The 15,450-nt window shown below is 61.4% G+C and carries 15 protein-coding genes; 5 read left to right on the forward strand and 10 right to left on the reverse strand.

Annotated features, from left to right (window positions below):
- Positions 1–11: 11 nt before the first annotated feature.
- The 6 genes from NFG57_RS18420 to NFG57_RS18445 form a co-directional block, all read right to left on the reverse strand.
- The gene (locus NFG57_RS18420) at positions 12–1,295 is read right to left on the reverse strand and encodes a TRAP transporter large permease (RefSeq protein WP_108133463.1); all 1,284 of its coding nucleotides are present in this window, start codon (positions 1,293–1,295) and stop codon (positions 12–14) included.
- A complete protein-coding gene (locus NFG57_RS18425; RefSeq protein WP_108133462.1) occupies positions 1,292–1,801 on the reverse strand; it encodes a TRAP transporter small permease in 510 nt (169 codons plus the stop codon). Before NFG57_RS18425 ends, NFG57_RS18420 begins: the two co-directional genes overlap by 4 nt.
- A gap of 193 nt (positions 1,802–1,994) precedes the next feature.
- Complete coding sequence (locus NFG57_RS18430) at positions 1,995–2,984, reverse strand: TRAP transporter substrate-binding protein (protein ID WP_348814932.1); 990 nt, start codon at positions 2,982–2,984, stop codon at positions 1,995–1,997.
- 97 nt (positions 2,985–3,081) lie between these two features.
- The gene (locus NFG57_RS18435; RefSeq protein WP_108133460.1) at positions 3,082–3,789 is read right to left on the reverse strand and encodes an alpha/beta hydrolase; all 708 of its coding nucleotides are present in this window, start codon (positions 3,787–3,789) and stop codon (positions 3,082–3,084) included.
- Positions 3,789–4,553: an aldolase/citrate lyase family protein gene (locus tag NFG57_RS18440; RefSeq protein WP_108133459.1), complete on the reverse strand. Its 765-nt coding sequence runs from the start codon at positions 4,551–4,553 to the stop codon at positions 3,789–3,791. Before NFG57_RS18440 ends, NFG57_RS18435 begins: the two co-directional genes overlap by 1 nt.
- Before the next feature lie 14 nt (positions 4,554–4,567).
- Entirely contained in the window at positions 4,568–5,692 is a 1,125-nt protein-coding gene (locus NFG57_RS18445) for a cupin domain-containing protein (RefSeq protein ID WP_108133458.1), read from the reverse strand.
- A gap of 109 nt (positions 5,693–5,801) precedes the next feature.
- Between NFG57_RS18445 and NFG57_RS18450 the strand changes: the two genes are divergently transcribed.
- Positions 5,802–6,719, forward strand: coding sequence for a LysR substrate-binding domain-containing protein (locus NFG57_RS18450; RefSeq protein ID WP_108133457.1), 918 nt, complete (start codon positions 5,802–5,804; stop codon positions 6,717–6,719).
- Between the two features lie 65 nt (positions 6,720–6,784).
- Here NFG57_RS18450 and NFG57_RS18455 read toward each other — a convergent pair whose 3' ends face one another.
- The gene (locus NFG57_RS18455) at positions 6,785–7,669 is read right to left on the reverse strand and encodes a LysR family transcriptional regulator (protein ID WP_045993670.1); all 885 of its coding nucleotides are present in this window, start codon (positions 7,667–7,669) and stop codon (positions 6,785–6,787) included.
- A gap of 192 nt (positions 7,670–7,861) precedes the next feature.
- Between NFG57_RS18455 and NFG57_RS18460 the strand changes: the two genes are divergently transcribed.
- From NFG57_RS18460 to NFG57_RS18475, 4 genes are all read left to right on the forward strand, one after another.
- The gene (locus tag NFG57_RS18460; RefSeq protein WP_108133456.1) at positions 7,862–9,043 is read left to right on the forward strand and encodes an MFS transporter; all 1,182 of its coding nucleotides are present in this window, start codon (positions 7,862–7,864) and stop codon (positions 9,041–9,043) included.
- Positions 9,044–9,280: 237 nt separating this feature from the next.
- Positions 9,281–10,090, forward strand: coding sequence for a 2,5-didehydrogluconate reductase DkgB (dkgB, locus tag NFG57_RS18465; RefSeq protein ID WP_045993672.1), 810 nt, complete (start codon positions 9,281–9,283; stop codon positions 10,088–10,090).
- 256 nt (positions 10,091–10,346) lie between these two features.
- Positions 10,347–11,603, forward strand: coding sequence for a formamidase (gene fmdA, locus NFG57_RS18470; protein WP_348814933.1), 1,257 nt, complete (start codon positions 10,347–10,349; stop codon positions 11,601–11,603).
- Between the two features lie 14 nt (positions 11,604–11,617).
- The gene (locus NFG57_RS18475) at positions 11,618–11,950 is read left to right on the forward strand and encodes a zinc ribbon domain-containing protein (RefSeq protein ID WP_348814934.1); all 333 of its coding nucleotides are present in this window, start codon (positions 11,618–11,620) and stop codon (positions 11,948–11,950) included.
- 99 nt (positions 11,951–12,049) lie between these two features.
- On the opposite strand, the gene nhaC is transcribed toward NFG57_RS18475, so the two are convergent.
- From nhaC to phnP, 3 genes are all read right to left on the reverse strand, one after another.
- Positions 12,050–13,489, reverse strand: a complete 1,440-nt coding sequence (gene nhaC / locus NFG57_RS18480; protein ID WP_197037143.1) for a Na+/H+ antiporter NhaC — start codon at positions 13,487–13,489, stop codon at positions 12,050–12,052.
- Between the two features lie 247 nt (positions 13,490–13,736).
- Positions 13,737–14,480 carry a DapH/DapD/GlmU-related protein gene (locus NFG57_RS18485; protein ID WP_348814935.1) on the reverse strand — a complete coding sequence of 248 codons (744 nt, stop codon included), beginning with the start codon at positions 14,478–14,480 and terminating at the stop codon, positions 13,737–13,739.
- A gap of 162 nt (positions 14,481–14,642) precedes the next feature.
- Positions 14,643–15,422, reverse strand: coding sequence for a phosphonate metabolism protein PhnP (gene phnP / locus NFG57_RS18490; RefSeq protein WP_045994231.1), 780 nt, complete (start codon positions 15,420–15,422; stop codon positions 14,643–14,645).
- Positions 15,423–15,450 lie beyond the last annotated feature (28 nt).

A 15,450-nucleotide genomic window follows, 5' to 3' on the forward strand; every position in this document is an offset into this window, starting at 1 on the left:
CAGCCAGTCGACTAACCAGTCCTCAGCTCCGGTATGACCAGCGAGAACCACGGCACGAAGGTGATGATCAACAGCGCAATGATCATGGCAAAGATGAAACCAATCACCGCACGGGACAGTTTCTCGATCTCTACCTGGCCGACCTGAGAGGCCATGAAGAGGTTCGCCCCCAGTGGCGGGGTGACGAATCCGATGGCCAGGTTGACGATCATCACGACACCAAAATGCACCGGCGACATCCCTAGCGACGTGACAATAGGAAGCAGCAGCGGCGTCAGGATGACAATCGCCGCCAGCGTTTCCATAAAGGTGCCCACCACCAATAGCAGCATGAGGATAGCCAGTAGTATCAGAACCTTGCTATCCGTAACGCCGAGCACCCAGTTGGCAATGTCGGTCGGGACTCTCTCGATGGTGAGGATTCGACCGAAGGCCGTCGAGGCGCCAACGATCACCAGCACGGCACCCACCAGCAGCGCCGACTGTAGGATGATTCCGTAGAGATCCTGTGGCTTTATCTCGCGATAGACGAACACTCCGAGCACCAGTCCGTAAACCACGCCAACGGCCGCGGACTCGGTGGGTGTAAACAGGCCGGAATAGATACCGCCAAGGATGATGAACGGCATCAGCAGGGGCAATATGCCCTGCTGGAGAATCTGCAGCGCTTCCGCTTTGGAAAACTTGGTATCCGACCCCTGGTAGCCATGACGCCTGGACTGGATATAGGTATAGACCATCAGCGCTACGCCGATGATGATGCCAGGCAGAATCCCCGCCAGGAACATATCGGTCACCGATACCTGCGCGGTGATGGCATAAACGATCATCACCACACTAGGAGGAATGATGACACCAATCCCCCCGGCAGAAGCGACAATAGCGCCAGAGAAGGCACGGTCGTATCCCTTCTGAACCATGGCAGGAATCATGGCAAGTCCGATCGCCGCTACCGTCGCCGAGCCTGTACCCGAAATTGAGGCAACCACCATGCAGGCCACGATGGCAACGATACCCAAGCCTCCCGTCACCCGCCCCAGAAACAGCTCCGCAACACGAATCAGACGATTGGCGATACCGCCACGGCTCATGATGTTTCCGGCCAGGGTAAACAGGATGACGGCAAGCAGAGGAAAAGAGTTCAACCCATACACCAGCCCCTGAAAAAGAAAATCCGGATTAAGAAACGGCAGGCTATAGATCACGATAAGGCTGGCAACCGCAAGCGCGATACCGATGGGAACCCCCACCACCAGCAATCCCAGAAATGAACCGAACAGCAAGGTGGCCGTCATGACAAGGCTCCTTCCGTGGTGGGCGAAGCGTGCCGTTCCTTGAGACGTTGGGAAATCTTCTGCAGCAGCCGGATCACGTTCAAGGCACCACCGAGAACAATGGACCCGTACAGAATGGCGACAGGGATCTCGAGCCCGGAGGATATCTGGCCCAGCTCGAGGCTTCGCTCAATGATGTTTGCGCCGTAATAGACCACCAAGACGGAGTACACCAGAAAAATCATATCCGCCAGGATCAAACAAGCCACTTGTCCCCTCTTCGGCAGCAAGGCGATGGCCGCGGTTATCCTGATATGTCGATCGTCTTTAATGGCGTAGCTGATACTTAAATAGATTACCCAGACGAACAGGTAGCGTGAGAGTTCTTCGGCCCAGCTGATGGGATTGTCGAAGACACGCAGCACTATCTGCAGCGAAATAAAAAAAGTGATAAGTGTTACACCGATGACGATAAGCACCGGCTCGAAGTGCCTGTCGAAGGCACGCAACAACGCCATGATCTTCATCTTTATTCTCCTGAAGACGGCACAGAGAAACACCAACAATCATGGCTTGAACGATCTATCGCCGCGCCCCAGGACCAGATGCTCGACATCGGTTCAAGGACGCCTGTCACCACCGGCAACCGATCCATCAAACCCAGCCGTCATGACGGCATTTCTCCGAAGCGGTCACACCGTGACCGCATGTCGGCGGCAGTTACCGCAAGCGTTCAACAGCGTCCACCATCTGCTCGAACAGTTCAGGGCCTGTACGATCCCGAAGCTGCTCGCGCACGGCGCCGTTCATGCGTTCGGCCATGACTTCCTTCAAGGAATCAGGCATCTCTGACACCTCGACACCAAGTTCTTCCAGTTCGCCAATGACCTGATTGTTGGCTTCCATCGCCAGTTCACGTTGATACGCTATCGCCTGATCAGCCGCTACCTCGACGGCCTGCTGCTGCTCTTCCGTCAGACCCTCATAGAATTCGGCGTTCATGAACCAGACAAAGTTGGTGTAGATGTGGCCAGACATCGTCATATGGCTCTGAACCTCATAAAAGCGCTGAGACTTTACCGAAAACGCCGCGCTTTCCTGAGAATTGATCAGGTTCTGCTGCAATGACGTATAAATTTCGCCCCAGGCCAGCGGAATTGGCGTCGCCCCCACTGCCTCCCAGGCAGCTATCTGCATCGGGTTGTTGGCGGAGCGCAAGCGCACATTACCCAGCGCTTCCTCGCTATCGATGGGGCCGAGGTTGGAGGTGATATGACGAAACCCGACCTCACCAAACCCCAGACCATGCAAACCCCGCGACGTCATCACATCGAGCAAGGCTTCACCACCGTCCTCACTGTCCAGCACCCGATGGGCATGCTCTTCATCGTCGAACAGGAAAAACAGATCCAGCACATTGAACTCGGGAATATAGGGTGCAAGCAGAACAGACGCTGCCGCAGTCATCTGCATATTGTTGTTTTGCACCATGTCGGTCACCTCGGCGACACCACCAAGCTGACCGCCCTCATATATCTCGACGCCAAGATCCACTTCTTCGGCTTCGAGATCCTCCTTGAATTTCACCAGCGCCTTATGAAGAGGCGTGTCGGCCTGATTATCGTGAGCGATTCTGATGACTTCTGCATGGGCCGACGAGGCGGCCAATATTACGGAAGACATGAGAACTGACGTGAGTATTTTATTCATTATTTTCTCCGTAAAGCGTAAGCTATTTATAACTTCCCACCTGGCGGCAATACTGCCTGGGGGGATATATCGCTGGAAGCGAGGTGACAGCGTGATGTCATTCAGCCTGGCGTAGCCATCGAGCCAATCCCTCGGCGACACTTTCAGGCTGCTCCAATGGCAAGTAGTGGCTCGCGCCTTCCACCCACACTAGTCGACTTGTGGGTGACGCGGCGTCGGCAGATGTTGGTTTCTCTGGCAAGCACAATGCATCACCTGTACTGGCCAAGAGCAGAGTTGGACGAGAAAACGCTGCCAATACGTCGTGCTGATCTCTTCGAGTAATCGCCATCAAGGTCTGCCGCTCAAACCCTTGGAGGCCGGTGTCGATCGCCATCTGTCGTATCAGCCTTTCACTCTCTGAATATCCCGGATGCGAAGCGCGAAGGCCGGCAGGAACAAACTGCTCGCTGACCAGCGCTTCGAGACCACGGCTCCTGGCCAGCTCAAGCTGGTCCTGACGAGCCTGGCTCCCTGCTGGAGTATCGGCCTGGGCATGGCTGCAGATCAGCGCCAGACGGTCGACTGACTCAGGCGCCTGACGCACCAGTTCTAACGCCGCCAGTCCGCCCAGTGAAAACCCGGCCAATGCAAATCGGGCCGGAAGCTCCTTTCTGAGCGATGCCACCACCTCGGTCATGCTGCTGCCTTTGCCGTAGCGGGGCGTCACCACCTCGACGGCGTCAGGCATGAACGACAGCATTCGAGCCCACAGCCGTTCATCGCAAAGGGTCCCCGGCAACAGCACCAGTGGCAGGACACTCATCAGCTAGCCTCTCTCAGCATCTGAATACGCTGCATCGCTTCGCTGCGCATCAGCTGCGTATCATTGCCAGGCGTTACCAGGGACGCACCCGCCGACTGCATCGCATGGGCCATGGCCAGATCGCCACAGAAAATGCCTGAGTATTTTTCGTACCGTTGGCAAAGCTCCAGCAGGTCATGAATGTGATCTGCCAGGACGGACTCCTGCCAGGGGGTTGCCGGTGAGATCCCCAGGCTCAGTGCCAGATCGTTCGGGCCTATGTAGATACCATCCAGGCCCGGCACCTGCAGGATATCTTCGGCGTTTTTCAAGCCATCCTGGGTTTCGATCATCGCCAGCACCAGCACCTCTTCGTTGGCATGCGCCAGGTAGTCGGAGCCGCCGTACAACAGTCCACGAGCGGGGCCAAAGCTTCGGCGTCCCAGCGGCGCGTAACGGGTGGCACTGACCAGCTGCCGAGCTTGTTCGACGGTTTCGATCATCGGACAGATGACGCCGTAGGCACCCATATCCAGCAGCTTGTTGAGCTCGGCCATATCGTTTCCGCTACAGCGCACCCACGGCATCGCGGGCGTGGCGGAGATAGCCTGCAGCAGGCGGGGAACCGCATCGATACCAAACTGACCGTGTTGAAGATCCACCGTGACGGCATCAAACCCGCAGTGACCCAGTACCTCGGCAACGTAACCGCTATCGCTGGAAAGCCAGGCGTTGATCGCGGTGGTACGCTGACTTGCCAATTGCTTCAAACCGTTGTGACGCATGATGGAACTCCTTATCAGGCACGCAAGGCGATGGTGCTGGTCGACGCAACGTAGCCGTTTGGATCCAGGGCGTAGCCAGCGGCCTCTGCCTGCTCGACAACCTCGGGGGACCACTCCAGTTGCGTCCGGGCATCGGAGCCAGTGATGACCAGCACTCGGCCGCAATCAGTCCCGATGTTCTTCAATGAGCGCCAGACCCCGGCGGGCACTGACACCAGGTCCCATTCACCCAATCTTGTGGTGACATCAGCCTCGCCATTGAAGGCGACCTCCCACTCGCCATGGCGTACAAGAAAGACCTGACTGTCATGGTGACGGTGGGCCAGCAGCCCTTCCCCCGGCTCGGCCTCCAGCCACGCCATGGCAAAGCCGTGGGGGTTGAACACGCGCGGTTGCTGATCGCGGTCTTCCGTGAGGCCGTGGCCGATCACACTGGCCAGCCTTTTCCGACCACCGGGCAGCACCGAGTCGAGGGTCGGCCGGTCGGACCAGACAAGGTCTTCCTCCAATGTCACCCGTGCGCGCATGTCCTCCAGAGACCAGCGCTTGAGTTGGTCAATATCTTCCTGGGGCATTGGCTCGAGCAGCTCGGGCAACGCCTCGCCTTCAAGCGCGTTCAGGTCGACCAGCTTGGAATCGGCAGCAGCAAGCGCCAATCCCGTTTCTCTGGCCTGTCGGATGACATCGGGACTCCAGATAACACCACCGGTCTTGTTCTGCCCCAGGCAGGTGAAGAGAAAACCGTCGTCGGGGCCGGTGTTGGTAAAGCCGCGGTAGATCCATGTGGGCACAGAGAGAATCCCTCCCTCGCCCATGGTGAACTCGCCTTCCTTTCCATCGACGCCCCAGCGGAAGGTCCACTCCCCGGAGAAGCAGATGAATACTTCCGCGGTGAAGTGCAGGTGCAGATTGTTGGTGACGCCATTGGGCATGGCAGCGCCACCTATATTGAAGCCATGAGCTTCCTGAAGATTGATCACCTGCTTGTTGGATTGCGACACCCCTCCGCCGATGAAGGCATAGTTGTACTTTGGCATCGATCCTGGGATGCGGCAGTCGATAAAGGCTTCTGAGCAGCCTTGGTGGTCCGCGCGCCGCACGACCCTGCGCTCTGCTTGTGAAGGCTGAATGGTAGTCATCAGGCGTCCCTTTCGTAGTGGTTCAACGAAAGGTAGTAGGGACACAAAAATACTTACAATATATATTTAATGACCATATCATTCGCAGAAAGTATCAAAGGGCAACAATATGCTGGAGCTCAGACACTTTCGATACTTCATCGCCGTCGCAGAAGAGCTGCATTTTGGTCGGGCCGCAGAGCGGCTGTGCATGACCCAGCCGCCGCTGAGCATGCAGATACGTCAGTTGGAAGAAGACGTGGGCGTACCGCTGTTCGTTCGAGGGCACCGTCCCATCAAGCTCACTGCGGCCGGTGAAGTACTGCTAGAGCATGCCAGGGCGGTACTTTCCCAAGCCGATTCGGCTCTGCAGAAAGCACGTCTGACCGCCCGAGGCGAGGCGGGTCATCTCACTATCGCGGTTACCTCCGCATCCGTGCTTGGCCTGTTGCCACGGCTTATCGCGGCGTTCAAGCGGCGCTACCCGGCGGTAGAGCTGAACGTCCGAGAAATGGTGTCTCGGGATCAACTGGCTGCCCTGAGCCAATCCGACATCAATATTGGTCTGATCAGACCCCCCGCCGACCACCCGGATATTGACGTACAGACCATTCACGTCGAGCCCATTGTCGTGGCCATTCCTGCCAACCACCCACTAGCCGAACGGGACAGCATTCCCGTCAGCGCCATGAATCGAGTGCCCTTTATCAGTTTCGACAGCAGGGCAGCGTCCTATTTCAATCGCCTGGCACACGATCTTTTGGACGCCCGTGGGGTGAGGCCAGACGTCGTGCAGTCGGCGACCCAGTTGCACACCGTGGTCGCCCTGGTGTCGGCAGGACTGGGATTGGCGCTGGTTCCGCAGGCCGCTTCGCGTATTCAGTTCGAGGACGTGGTGCTAAGACCACTGGACATGGAGCCACCACCGATGGCCGAGCTATGTGTTGCCTGGAACACCCAGGACAAGAACCCCGCTGTCGGGACGTTTCTCGAACTCGCAAGGGAGAAATGGTCGCCAGCGGGGCCATCCGCGTCACCGGAGGGTTGAACCTTGAGATCAGACGCGGTCTGCGCCGGGAGATCGTATCCTGATCGCTGCCCCAGGCCCTACCACTACAGCCGCAGCCTGGGCTGGATAACATCGAGAAACGCCTGAATGCGGGCAGACAGGGCGGTATTACGGTAGTACACCGCCTGCACCAGTTCCCGGGGACCGCCGTGGCGCATGGCGTCAGGCAAGATGACCTCGAGGCGTCCGCTGGCGATATCATCGCCCACCATGAAGTTCGAATGGCAGGCGATGCCCTCCCCGGCCAGGCACAGGTTTCGCATCACCTCGCCACTGGAGGTCGCAAGCGTGGGCGTGATCTCCTCGTCCAGGCCCTCCACTGGCCAGCGATTGAGCGCTGTCGGCGCGAGAAAGCCAATCAGCTGATGATCGGCCAGCTCCGCCACCGAGGCTGGCCGTCCGGCCCGCTCGAGATAGGCGGGGCTCGCCACCAGATACAGTCGCGAGCGCCCCAGCAACCGGGCATGCAGGGTGGAGTCCGCCAGGGCACCGATGCGAATGGCCACGTCGGCACGCTGCTCTAGCAGATTGATGATGCCGTCGCTGGCGGAGAGCTCCAGCTCGATACCGGGATAGCGACGACGGAATTCTCCCACCAGAGGCACCAGCTGATGCAGCACGAAGGGGCTGGCAGCATCCACTCGCAGGCGCCCGCGGGGCTCGCCGCGTCCCAGCGCCAGCGACTCTTCGGCGGCGATCAAGCGCTCGAGCCCGACGCGCACCTGCTCGATAAAGCGACAGCCTTCATCGGTCAGGGCGACGCTTCGCGTGGTGCGGTTTAAAAGCGGGACCTCGAGGCGCTGTTCCAGGCGCTGCACCGCCCGGGAGACCCGCGCCACCGGGACGTCCAGACGCGACGCGGCGGCGCTGAAGCCGCCGCTATCGACCACCGCCAGCAGCAGTTCCAGATCTTCTGAGCGGGTCTTCATCGTTGCGGTTCCTGTTCGGTTCGGCGCTGCTGAGTTCGTTTCTGTTTATCTCGTTTCTGTTTAGCGCGCAATTGTCTCGATATCGACAAAGGTGTTTCTCGATTGGACGCGTTTATCGCAAAAGTCTCCTCCCCCAGACTCCGCGTCGTCAAGTCGTCTCCCGAGACGACGCCATCTCTACAGGAGAAACAGATGCCCATCGCGTTATTTGCGCTGACCCTCAGCGCCTTCGCCATCGGTACCACCGAGTTCGTCATCGTCGGACTGGTGCCCACCATCGCCCAGGACCTGGGCGTCAGCCTGCCCTCTGCGGGACTGCTGGTCAGCCTCTACGCTGCCGGTGTCGCGGTAGGGGCACCGGTACTGACCGCCCTGACCGGCCGTTTCAATCGCAAGTGGGTCCTGCTCGGCCTGATGATGCTGTTCATCGCCGGCAATCTACTGGCCTGGCAGGCCCCCGGGTATGGTTCGCTGATCACCGCCCGCATACTGACCGGCCTCGCCCACGGCGTGTTCTTCTCGATCGGCTCCACCATTGCCACCAGCCTGGTCGCCAAGGACAAGGAAGCCAGCGCCATCGCCATCATGTTCACCGGCCTGACCGTGGCGCTGGTCACCGGCGTGCCGCTGGGCACCTGGATCGGCCAGACCTTCGGCTGGCGCGCGACCTTCCTGGTGGTCTCGGCGCTCGGCCTGCTCGCCCTGATCGGCAGCGCCCTGCTGATTCCTGGCAACCTCAAGCGCTCGGCTCCGGCGACGCTGGGTCAGCAACTCAAAGTACTGACACATCCGCGACTGCTGCTGGTCTACGCCATCACCATCCTGGGCTACGGCGGCACCTTCACCGCCTTCACCTTCCTCGCCCCGATCCTCGAGCAGACCACCGGCTTCGCGCCGTCCATGGTCAGCCTGATCATGCTGGTCTACGGCGCCTCGGTGGCCATCGGTAACCTTTATGGCGGCAGGCTGGCCGACCGTCTCGGCCCCATCCCCGCCCTGACCCTGATCTTTGCCGGACTCGTCGCCATCCTGCTGGTGCTCAGCGCCAGCGCCGTCCACCCGATTGCGGCAGTGCTGACGATCCTGGTGTGGGGCGCCTTCGCCTTCGGTAACGTGCCGGGGCTGCAGGTCTACGTGGTCAAGCTGGCCGAACGCTATGTGCCCGAAGCGGTGGACGTGGCCTCAGGGCTCAATATCGCTGCCTTCAATATCGGCATCGCGCTGGGCTCGGTGGTCGGAGGCCAGGTGGTCACGCACCTCGCACTGACCGACACCGCCTGGATCGGCGCCATCATCGTGCTGGCGGCGCTGGTACTGACCCGGCTGTCCGGCAGGCTCGATCAGCGTCGCGCCGCTCGCCTGGCCAGCGCCTGAAGCCCGCGACCCGCGACCCGCGTCCCGCGACAGCCACCGAGCGAACGGAAGAGCCTCGTGGCTGTCGCATTATTGCTTCGCCTGCTAAATTTTTTTGACGAACCCTTGAAGTCGCAAGGGTCTCCCCGCATGTCATTAACGACACATCGAAGCACGTATCGGCAAAACACCGGCCTGCCGGTGACAAAGGAATCCAGGGTCCCGCTGTGCGGGCCTCGCCACGACAATGGAGCCAAGATGTCTCAGCCTATCCCCAACCCCGGTCTCGGTACCTTTCGCCTGACGGGCGACACCCTGCGTCACGCGGTCACCACCGCGCTGAAGCTTGGCTATCGGCATATCGATACCGCCCAGTTCTACGGCAACGAAGCCGAGGTCGGCTCCGCCATCGAAGCGAGTTCGGTCCCCCGCGACGAGATCTTCCTGACCACCAAGGTGTGGTGGGATCGTCTGGATCCGGTATCACTCAAGGCAAGCGTCGAGGAGAGCCTGTCCAAGCTGGGCACCGGCTACGTCGACCTGCTGCTGATCCACTGGCCGTCGCCGGACGATGAAGTCCCCATGCGCGACTACCTGACCGCCCTCAAGGAAGTGAAGGACGCCGGCAAGGCGCGCCACATTGGGGTGTCCAACTTCACCAAGGCGCACATCGATCAGGCGGTGGATATCCTCGGCAAGGGAGAGATCCTGACCAACCAGATCGAGGTCCACCCCTTCCTGCAGAACCGCGAACTGATCGCCCACTGCGAACGCCACGGCATCATCCCCACCGCCTTCATGCCGCTGGCCGTGGGCAAGGTGCTCGAGGACGAGACGCTCAAGGCCATCGCCGAGAAGCATGGCGCCAATCCGGCCCAGGTCGCCATCGCCTGGCTCAACCAGCTCGGTATCCCGACCTTCCCCTCCTCGACCAAGGAGCAGAACCTCAAGAGCAATCTCGAGGCGCTGAAGCTCGAGCTGTCCCAAGAGGACATGGACGCCATCGCCAAGCTGGATAGGGGCGAGCGTGTCGCCAGCCCCGATTTCGCACCGAAGTGGGATCAGTAGACCGGCAGACCGACGCTGCCATCGCTGATCTCTTGACGGGCTGATCGTCGATCAGACCTGACCAAAGGCGCCACCTGCGGTTCACCGCCGGTGGCGCTTTTTTTCGCTTCTTGCGTCAGGTGTCTTGGCACAGGGTCTGACAATCTAGGCATCACCTGGCCCACCTCATGGTGAGTCGAGCAAATGTTTCCGATAGTGAAGCAACGGGTCGACCACGGGGTCACTCGTTTATCGTCTTCACGGGAGCACGCGCATCATGGCCGATACTCTTATCAAGATCGATCTGCACCAATCCCCCTACGACAACGCCCAGGTGCACAACCGCTGGCATCCGGACATCCCCATGGCCGCCATGGTCAAGCCTGGCGACGACTTCATCATCGAGTGTCACGACTGGACCGGAGGGCAGATCCACAACGACGACAGCGCCGAGGACGTGCGCGACGTGGACCTTTCCCAAGTGCACTTTCTGTCGGGTCCGGTGGGCGTCGAAGGGGCCGAGCCCGGCGACCTGCTGGTGGTCGACATCCTCGACATCGGTGCCTTTGGTGACAGCCAGTGGGGCTTCAACGGCTTCTTCTCCAAGCAGAACGGCGGCGGTTTCCTGACCGAGCACTTCCCCCAGGCCCAGAAGTCGATCTGGGACTTCAACGGCATGATGACCTCTTCCCGTCATATTCCTGGCGTCGAGTTCGCCGGTCTCATCCATCCCGGCCTGATCGGCACCCTGCCGTCCCGGCCCCTGCTCGAGGAGTGGAACCAACGCGAAAAGACGCTCTACGACAGCGACCCTGACCGTGTGCCGGGCCTGGTCAACCTGCCCTACGCCGACACCGCCCATATGGGAAAGCTAAACGGTGATGCCCGCGACCGCGCCGCCGCCGAGGGTGCCCGCACGGTGCCGCCACGCGAGCACGGCGGCAACTGCGATATCAAGGACCTGTCTCGCGGCTCGACGGTGTACTTCCCGGTCTACGTCAAGGATGCGGGTCTGTCGGTGGGCGACCTGCACTTCAGCCAGGGTGATGGAGAAATCACCTTCTGCGGCGCCATCGAGATGGCCGGCTGGATCCACCTGAGGGTCAAGCTGATCAAGGACGGCATGGCCAAGTACGGCATCAAGAACCCCATCTTCAAGCCGTCGAAGATCGCTCCGCGCTACGACGACTACCTGATCTTCGAGGGAATTTCCGTCGACGAGCAGGGCAAGCAGCACTACCTCGACGTTCACATCGCCTACCGTCAGGCCTGCCTCAACGCAATCGAATACCTGACCAAGTTCGGCTACAGCCGCTCCCAGGCCTATTCGTTGCTCGGCTGCGCGCCGGCCCAGGGTCACATCAGCGGCGTGGTGGACGTGCCCAACGCCTGCGCCACGCTCTGGCTACCCACCGATATCTTCGACTTCGACATCAAGCCCGGTGCCGATGGCCCGACGAAGCAGGTCGACGGCAAGGACCTGCCGCTGGCGCCCGACAAGGCCTCGGACCAGGCATCGGACAAGGACCATTGAGGAGGAGCTGACAGATGCCCGTCTACGACTACAAGTGCCCTGAGCACGGACTGTTTCATGAACTGGTCGCGATGGATGCCAGCGGCGATACCCAGCCCTGCCCAGAGTGCGGCGACCTGGCACCAAGGGTGTTGCTGGTGTCACCGGGGCTGCTCGACATGGCGCCGGAGCGTCGTCAGGCCATGGACAGAAATGAACGCGCGACCCATGAGCCACGCCACGGCAACCACGCAAGCGAGCAGGACGGCGGCTGCCGGCATCGACCGCGCGACAAGCCCAGGCTGTTCTACACCGCCGACGGTCACAAGACCTTTCCGTCTGCGCGCCCCTGGATGATCAGCCACTGATCCTTGATGTGCCGGCGGCAATGGAGGCGGTCACTGGATAAACCCGTCCCGCCTCCCCTCTCGCCGGGCGGCCGCGCCACCGCCCCCTTGGCGCTGTCTTCAATCCTTGGCGCCTGGTACCGCTGGCGTGGCGTCATCCTCGGGTGCTGCCAACGGCTTGATCGTCCAGCCGGTGTAGCCGTAGAGCACGGTGACCAGCGGCGACAGCCAGCAGAAGAAGTTGAACGGCAGATAGGCAATCGTCGCGACCCCCAGCGTCGCCGCCTGGTAGGCGCCGCCGGAGTTCCAGGGCACCAGATTGGCGGTGACGGTGGCCGAATCCTCCACCGCCCGGGACAGGTTCTCCGGCGCCAGTCCCCGCTCTCGGTAGGCCTCGGCGTAGGTGCGTGCGCCCATGACGATGGCCATGTACTGATCGCACAGCACCACATTGGCGCCGATCGACGTCAGCACCGTGGACAGGATCAGCGAGCCCCGGGTCCTTGCCGCCTTCAGAATGGTCTCGGCGATGGTCCTGAGCTGCTGGGTGCGCTCCATGACCCCGCCGAACATCATCGCCACGATGACCAGACTGATGGTGTAGAACATCGAGTTCAGGCCGCCGCGGCTAAGCAGGCTGTCCACCGCCTCGACACCGGTATCGGAGGTCACGCCACCAAAGGCCACCTGCATCAGTTCAGCGTAGTCGGCCCCCTGCATGCCCAGTGCACAGAGTCCACCGGCGATGACCCCCAGGGTGATGCCGGGTATCGCCGGCAGACGCTTGTAGGACACGAACAGCACCAGCAAGGGCGGCAGCAGCAGCACCGGGTTGATGACATAGTGCGCCGCCAGGGTCTGCTGCATCACCTCGACCCGCTCGAGCCCGCCGGACGTGCCCGAGTAGTAAAGACTCAGCGCCATCTCGATCACCAGGGTCAGGCCAATGCTGACCCCGGTGGTGTAGGACATATGCTTGATATGGGTGAACAGGTCGGTACCGGCCATGGCCGGCGCCAGGTTGGTGGTATCCGACAGAGGCGACATCTTGTCGCCGAAGTAGGCCCCGGACAGCACCGCCCCGGCCACCAGCGGCAGTGGAATCCCCAGCGAACCGCCGATCCCCATCAGCGCCACCCCCAGGGTGCCGGAGGTGCCCCAGCTCGACCCGGTCGCCAGCGATGAGATGGCGCAGATGACCACCGCCGCCGGCAGGAAGATCGTCGGCGACAGCAGCTTGAGGCCATAGGAGATCAGCGTCGGCACCACCCCGGCCTGAATCCACACCCCGATCAGCACCCCCACCACCATCAGGATGATCAGCGCCGGCAGGGCGTTGTGGATACCTCGCACCATGCCTTCCTGGATATCGTCCCAGCGGTAGCCGCAGCGCAACGCCACCAGGCTTGCCACGATCACCCCCAGCAACATGGGAATCTGCGGATCGAGGCCGTAGACGACGATGGACACGCCGATGCCGACCACCAGGGCGATCAGCGATACCAGCGCCTCCGTCAGGGTCGGGGGGCGCTGCACTGGGGAAAAGAGGCGGTGGATCAAAAGGGGCACTCCTGAGCAGGGTCGGTCGCCGACAGAGCCGGAGAGAATCTGCGAGCCCTGGCCACTGCTCGAGCGCTCCCCCCGACGATTCAGGAAAGCTAGGCGGCGATTCACAACGCTGCCATCAAAGCGTCATCAATCGTTTCAATTCAGCAAAGTCGCTGGCGTATGTCGGCGCCCTATAACGTCAATGTCCAACCGACTAGGGGTCATGAAGCCTCCCCCACACCGCCAGCCCCTCTTGTCCCTAACTGGATGTCCCCCGCTCCGCCTCGGCCAGAAAGTCCTCGACGTTGCCTTGAAAGCCCTTCAGATGGGCCTTGATACGCTCGTCCGACCAGTCCCACCAGGCCAGTCGTTCGAGCCGTTCGGCGATGGCGGGATCATCGAAGCGTGGCCTGAGCACCCGGGCGGGGTTGCCCACCACGATGTGGTAGGCCGGCACGTCTCTGGTCACCACGCTGCCGGCGCCGACGATGGCGCCGTGACCGATGGTCACGCCGGGCAGCACGATGGCGCCGTGGCCGATCCAGACGTCGTGGCCGATGACCACCCGATCGGCCTCGCGCCAGGCGAATACCTCGCCGTCGAGGGCCTCGTCGCTGAAACCGAACTTGCCGGGGCGATAGCTGAAGTGATGCAGGGTCGGCCGCCACCAGGGGTGGTTGCTCGGATTGATGCGCACGCTGGCAGCGATGGAGGTGAACTTGCCGATGGTAGCGAACATGACGTCGCCGTCACGTTCGATATAGCTGTAGTCGCCGAGACTGACATGGTTGAAAACGCAGCGACTGCCGACCTCGGTGAAGCGCCCAAGCTCGCTGTGGTGCAGGCGAGCGTCGGTAGCGACGTTGGGCCGCTCGGACAGACGCGGGGACGTCGGCTGGTCCAGCGCGCTGGATGAGTCTCTGGATGAGCCACTGGGCGAGTCACTGGGCGATTCACAAGATAAGGAGCCGTCAGACACAGACTGCGTGGGGATATCGGACATGATCAGGGGTGCTCTCGCAGATAAGTCAGCATGAAGGAAGCCAAGGCAAAAATCGGTGAGACAGCGCAGTTTACGAGGTGTAAATGAGCACTTTGACCGGACTGTCGCACCAGCCGATTTTTAACGCCGTATTACCGAGCGCAGACACTTTTCCTGCAAGCCCTAGCAGACCGCGTCCAGGCGATCCCAGTCCTCCAGCGTCTCGCCGTCCCGGGCGATGCGCACCTTGGGCGGCAAGGGGGTCGGCTGGTCCAGGCGCTCGGCGTCCAGTTCATGGCTGATGTGGGTGAGATAGGCCCGGGGCGGGTCGAGCCGGGTGATGATCTCCAGCGCCTGGGTGATGCTGTTGTGGTTGCGCGTCTCGAGCTGGCTGGCCGGGTGGCAGGCGTCGAGCACGACGACGTCGGCGTCCCACTGGCGCAGAAAACGCTCGGTGGCGCCGGGCAGACCCTGGGTGTCGGTCAGGTAGGCCAGGCGGGTGCCGCCATCATCCAGGCAGTAACCGAGCGTCGGCTTGCTGTGATTGAGCGGCACCGGGGTCACCGTCAGCCCGTCGAAGTCCAGCGGCTTGAACGGCTTGAGCCCCGGCTGGAAGTCGAGGATGCCGCTGTTGCGATAGAGATCGGCGCAGCCGTTGGGATCCTTGGGGCCGTAGACCGGGATCGACGTGCCGGTCCCCCAGCGCAGGTGAAACAGCCCCTGCACATGGTCGGCGTGGTAGTGGGTGACGAAGAAGGCGGCGGGACGCTCCAGCTCGCAGCTATGGGCCAGGTCCATGCGCCCGGCGTCGAGCAGGTAGCGCCGGCCGTCCACGCTCAGCTCGGCGCAGCAGGGGCCACGCTGATGGCTGGTGAACACCCTGGCCCGAGTGCAGGCGCGGCAGTCGCAGCCGAAGCGAGGCACCTGGGCACTGTCTCCGGTGCCGTTGAAGCGAAACTCCATGGAAGTCTCCGAGCTGAAGCAAGAGGCA

The organism is Halomonas sp. H10-59, from assembly GCF_040070555.1.
In the GTDB taxonomy this organism is placed as follows: domain Bacteria; phylum Pseudomonadota; class Gammaproteobacteria; order Pseudomonadales; family Halomonadaceae; genus Halomonas; species Halomonas litopenaei.

Bases quoted from the DNA above. Each gene is read 5' to 3' on its own strand.
- NFG57_RS18475 (WP_348814934.1), top strand. From the start codon at position 11,618: ATGCCCGTCTACGACTACAAGTGCCCTGAGCACGGACTGTTTCATGAA.
- NFG57_RS18430 (WP_348814932.1), bottom strand. From the start codon at position 2,984: ATGAATAAAATACTCACGTCAGTTCTCATGTCTTCCGTAATATTGGCC.
- NFG57_RS18460 (WP_108133456.1), top strand. From the start codon at position 7,862: ATGCCCATCGCGTTATTTGCGCTGACCCTCAGCGCCTTCGCCATCGGT.
- fmdA (WP_348814933.1), top strand. From the start codon at position 10,347: ATGGCCGATACTCTTATCAAGATCGATCTGCACCAATCCCCCTACGAC.
- NFG57_RS18425 (WP_108133462.1), bottom strand. From the start codon at position 1,801: ATGAAGATCATGGCGTTGTTGCGTGCCTTCGACAGGCACTTCGAGCCG.
- NFG57_RS18455 (WP_045993670.1), bottom strand. From the start codon at position 7,669: ATGAAGACCCGCTCAGAAGATCTGGAACTGCTGCTGGCGGTGGTCGAT.
- NFG57_RS18420 (WP_108133463.1), bottom strand. From the start codon at position 1,295: ATGACGGCCACCTTGCTGTTCGGTTCATTTCTGGGATTGCTGGTGGTG.
- NFG57_RS18485 (WP_348814935.1), bottom strand. From the start codon at position 14,480: ATGTCCGATATCCCCACGCAGTCTGTGTCTGACGGCTCCTTATCTTGT.
- NFG57_RS18440 (WP_108133459.1), bottom strand. From the start codon at position 4,553: ATGCGTCACAACGGTTTGAAGCAATTGGCAAGTCAGCGTACCACCGCG.
- NFG57_RS18450 (WP_108133457.1), top strand. From the start codon at position 5,802: ATGCTGGAGCTCAGACACTTTCGATACTTCATCGCCGTCGCAGAAGAG.
- NFG57_RS18435 (WP_108133460.1), bottom strand. From the start codon at position 3,789: ATGAGTGTCCTGCCACTGGTGCTGTTGCCGGGGACCCTTTGCGATGAA.
- dkgB (WP_045993672.1), top strand. From the start codon at position 9,281: ATGTCTCAGCCTATCCCCAACCCCGGTCTCGGTACCTTTCGCCTGACG.
- phnP (WP_045994231.1), bottom strand. From the start codon at position 15,422: ATGGAGTTTCGCTTCAACGGCACCGGAGACAGTGCCCAGGTGCCTCGC.
- NFG57_RS18445 (WP_108133458.1), bottom strand. From the start codon at position 5,692: ATGACTACCATTCAGCCTTCACAAGCAGAGCGCAGGGTCGTGCGGCGC.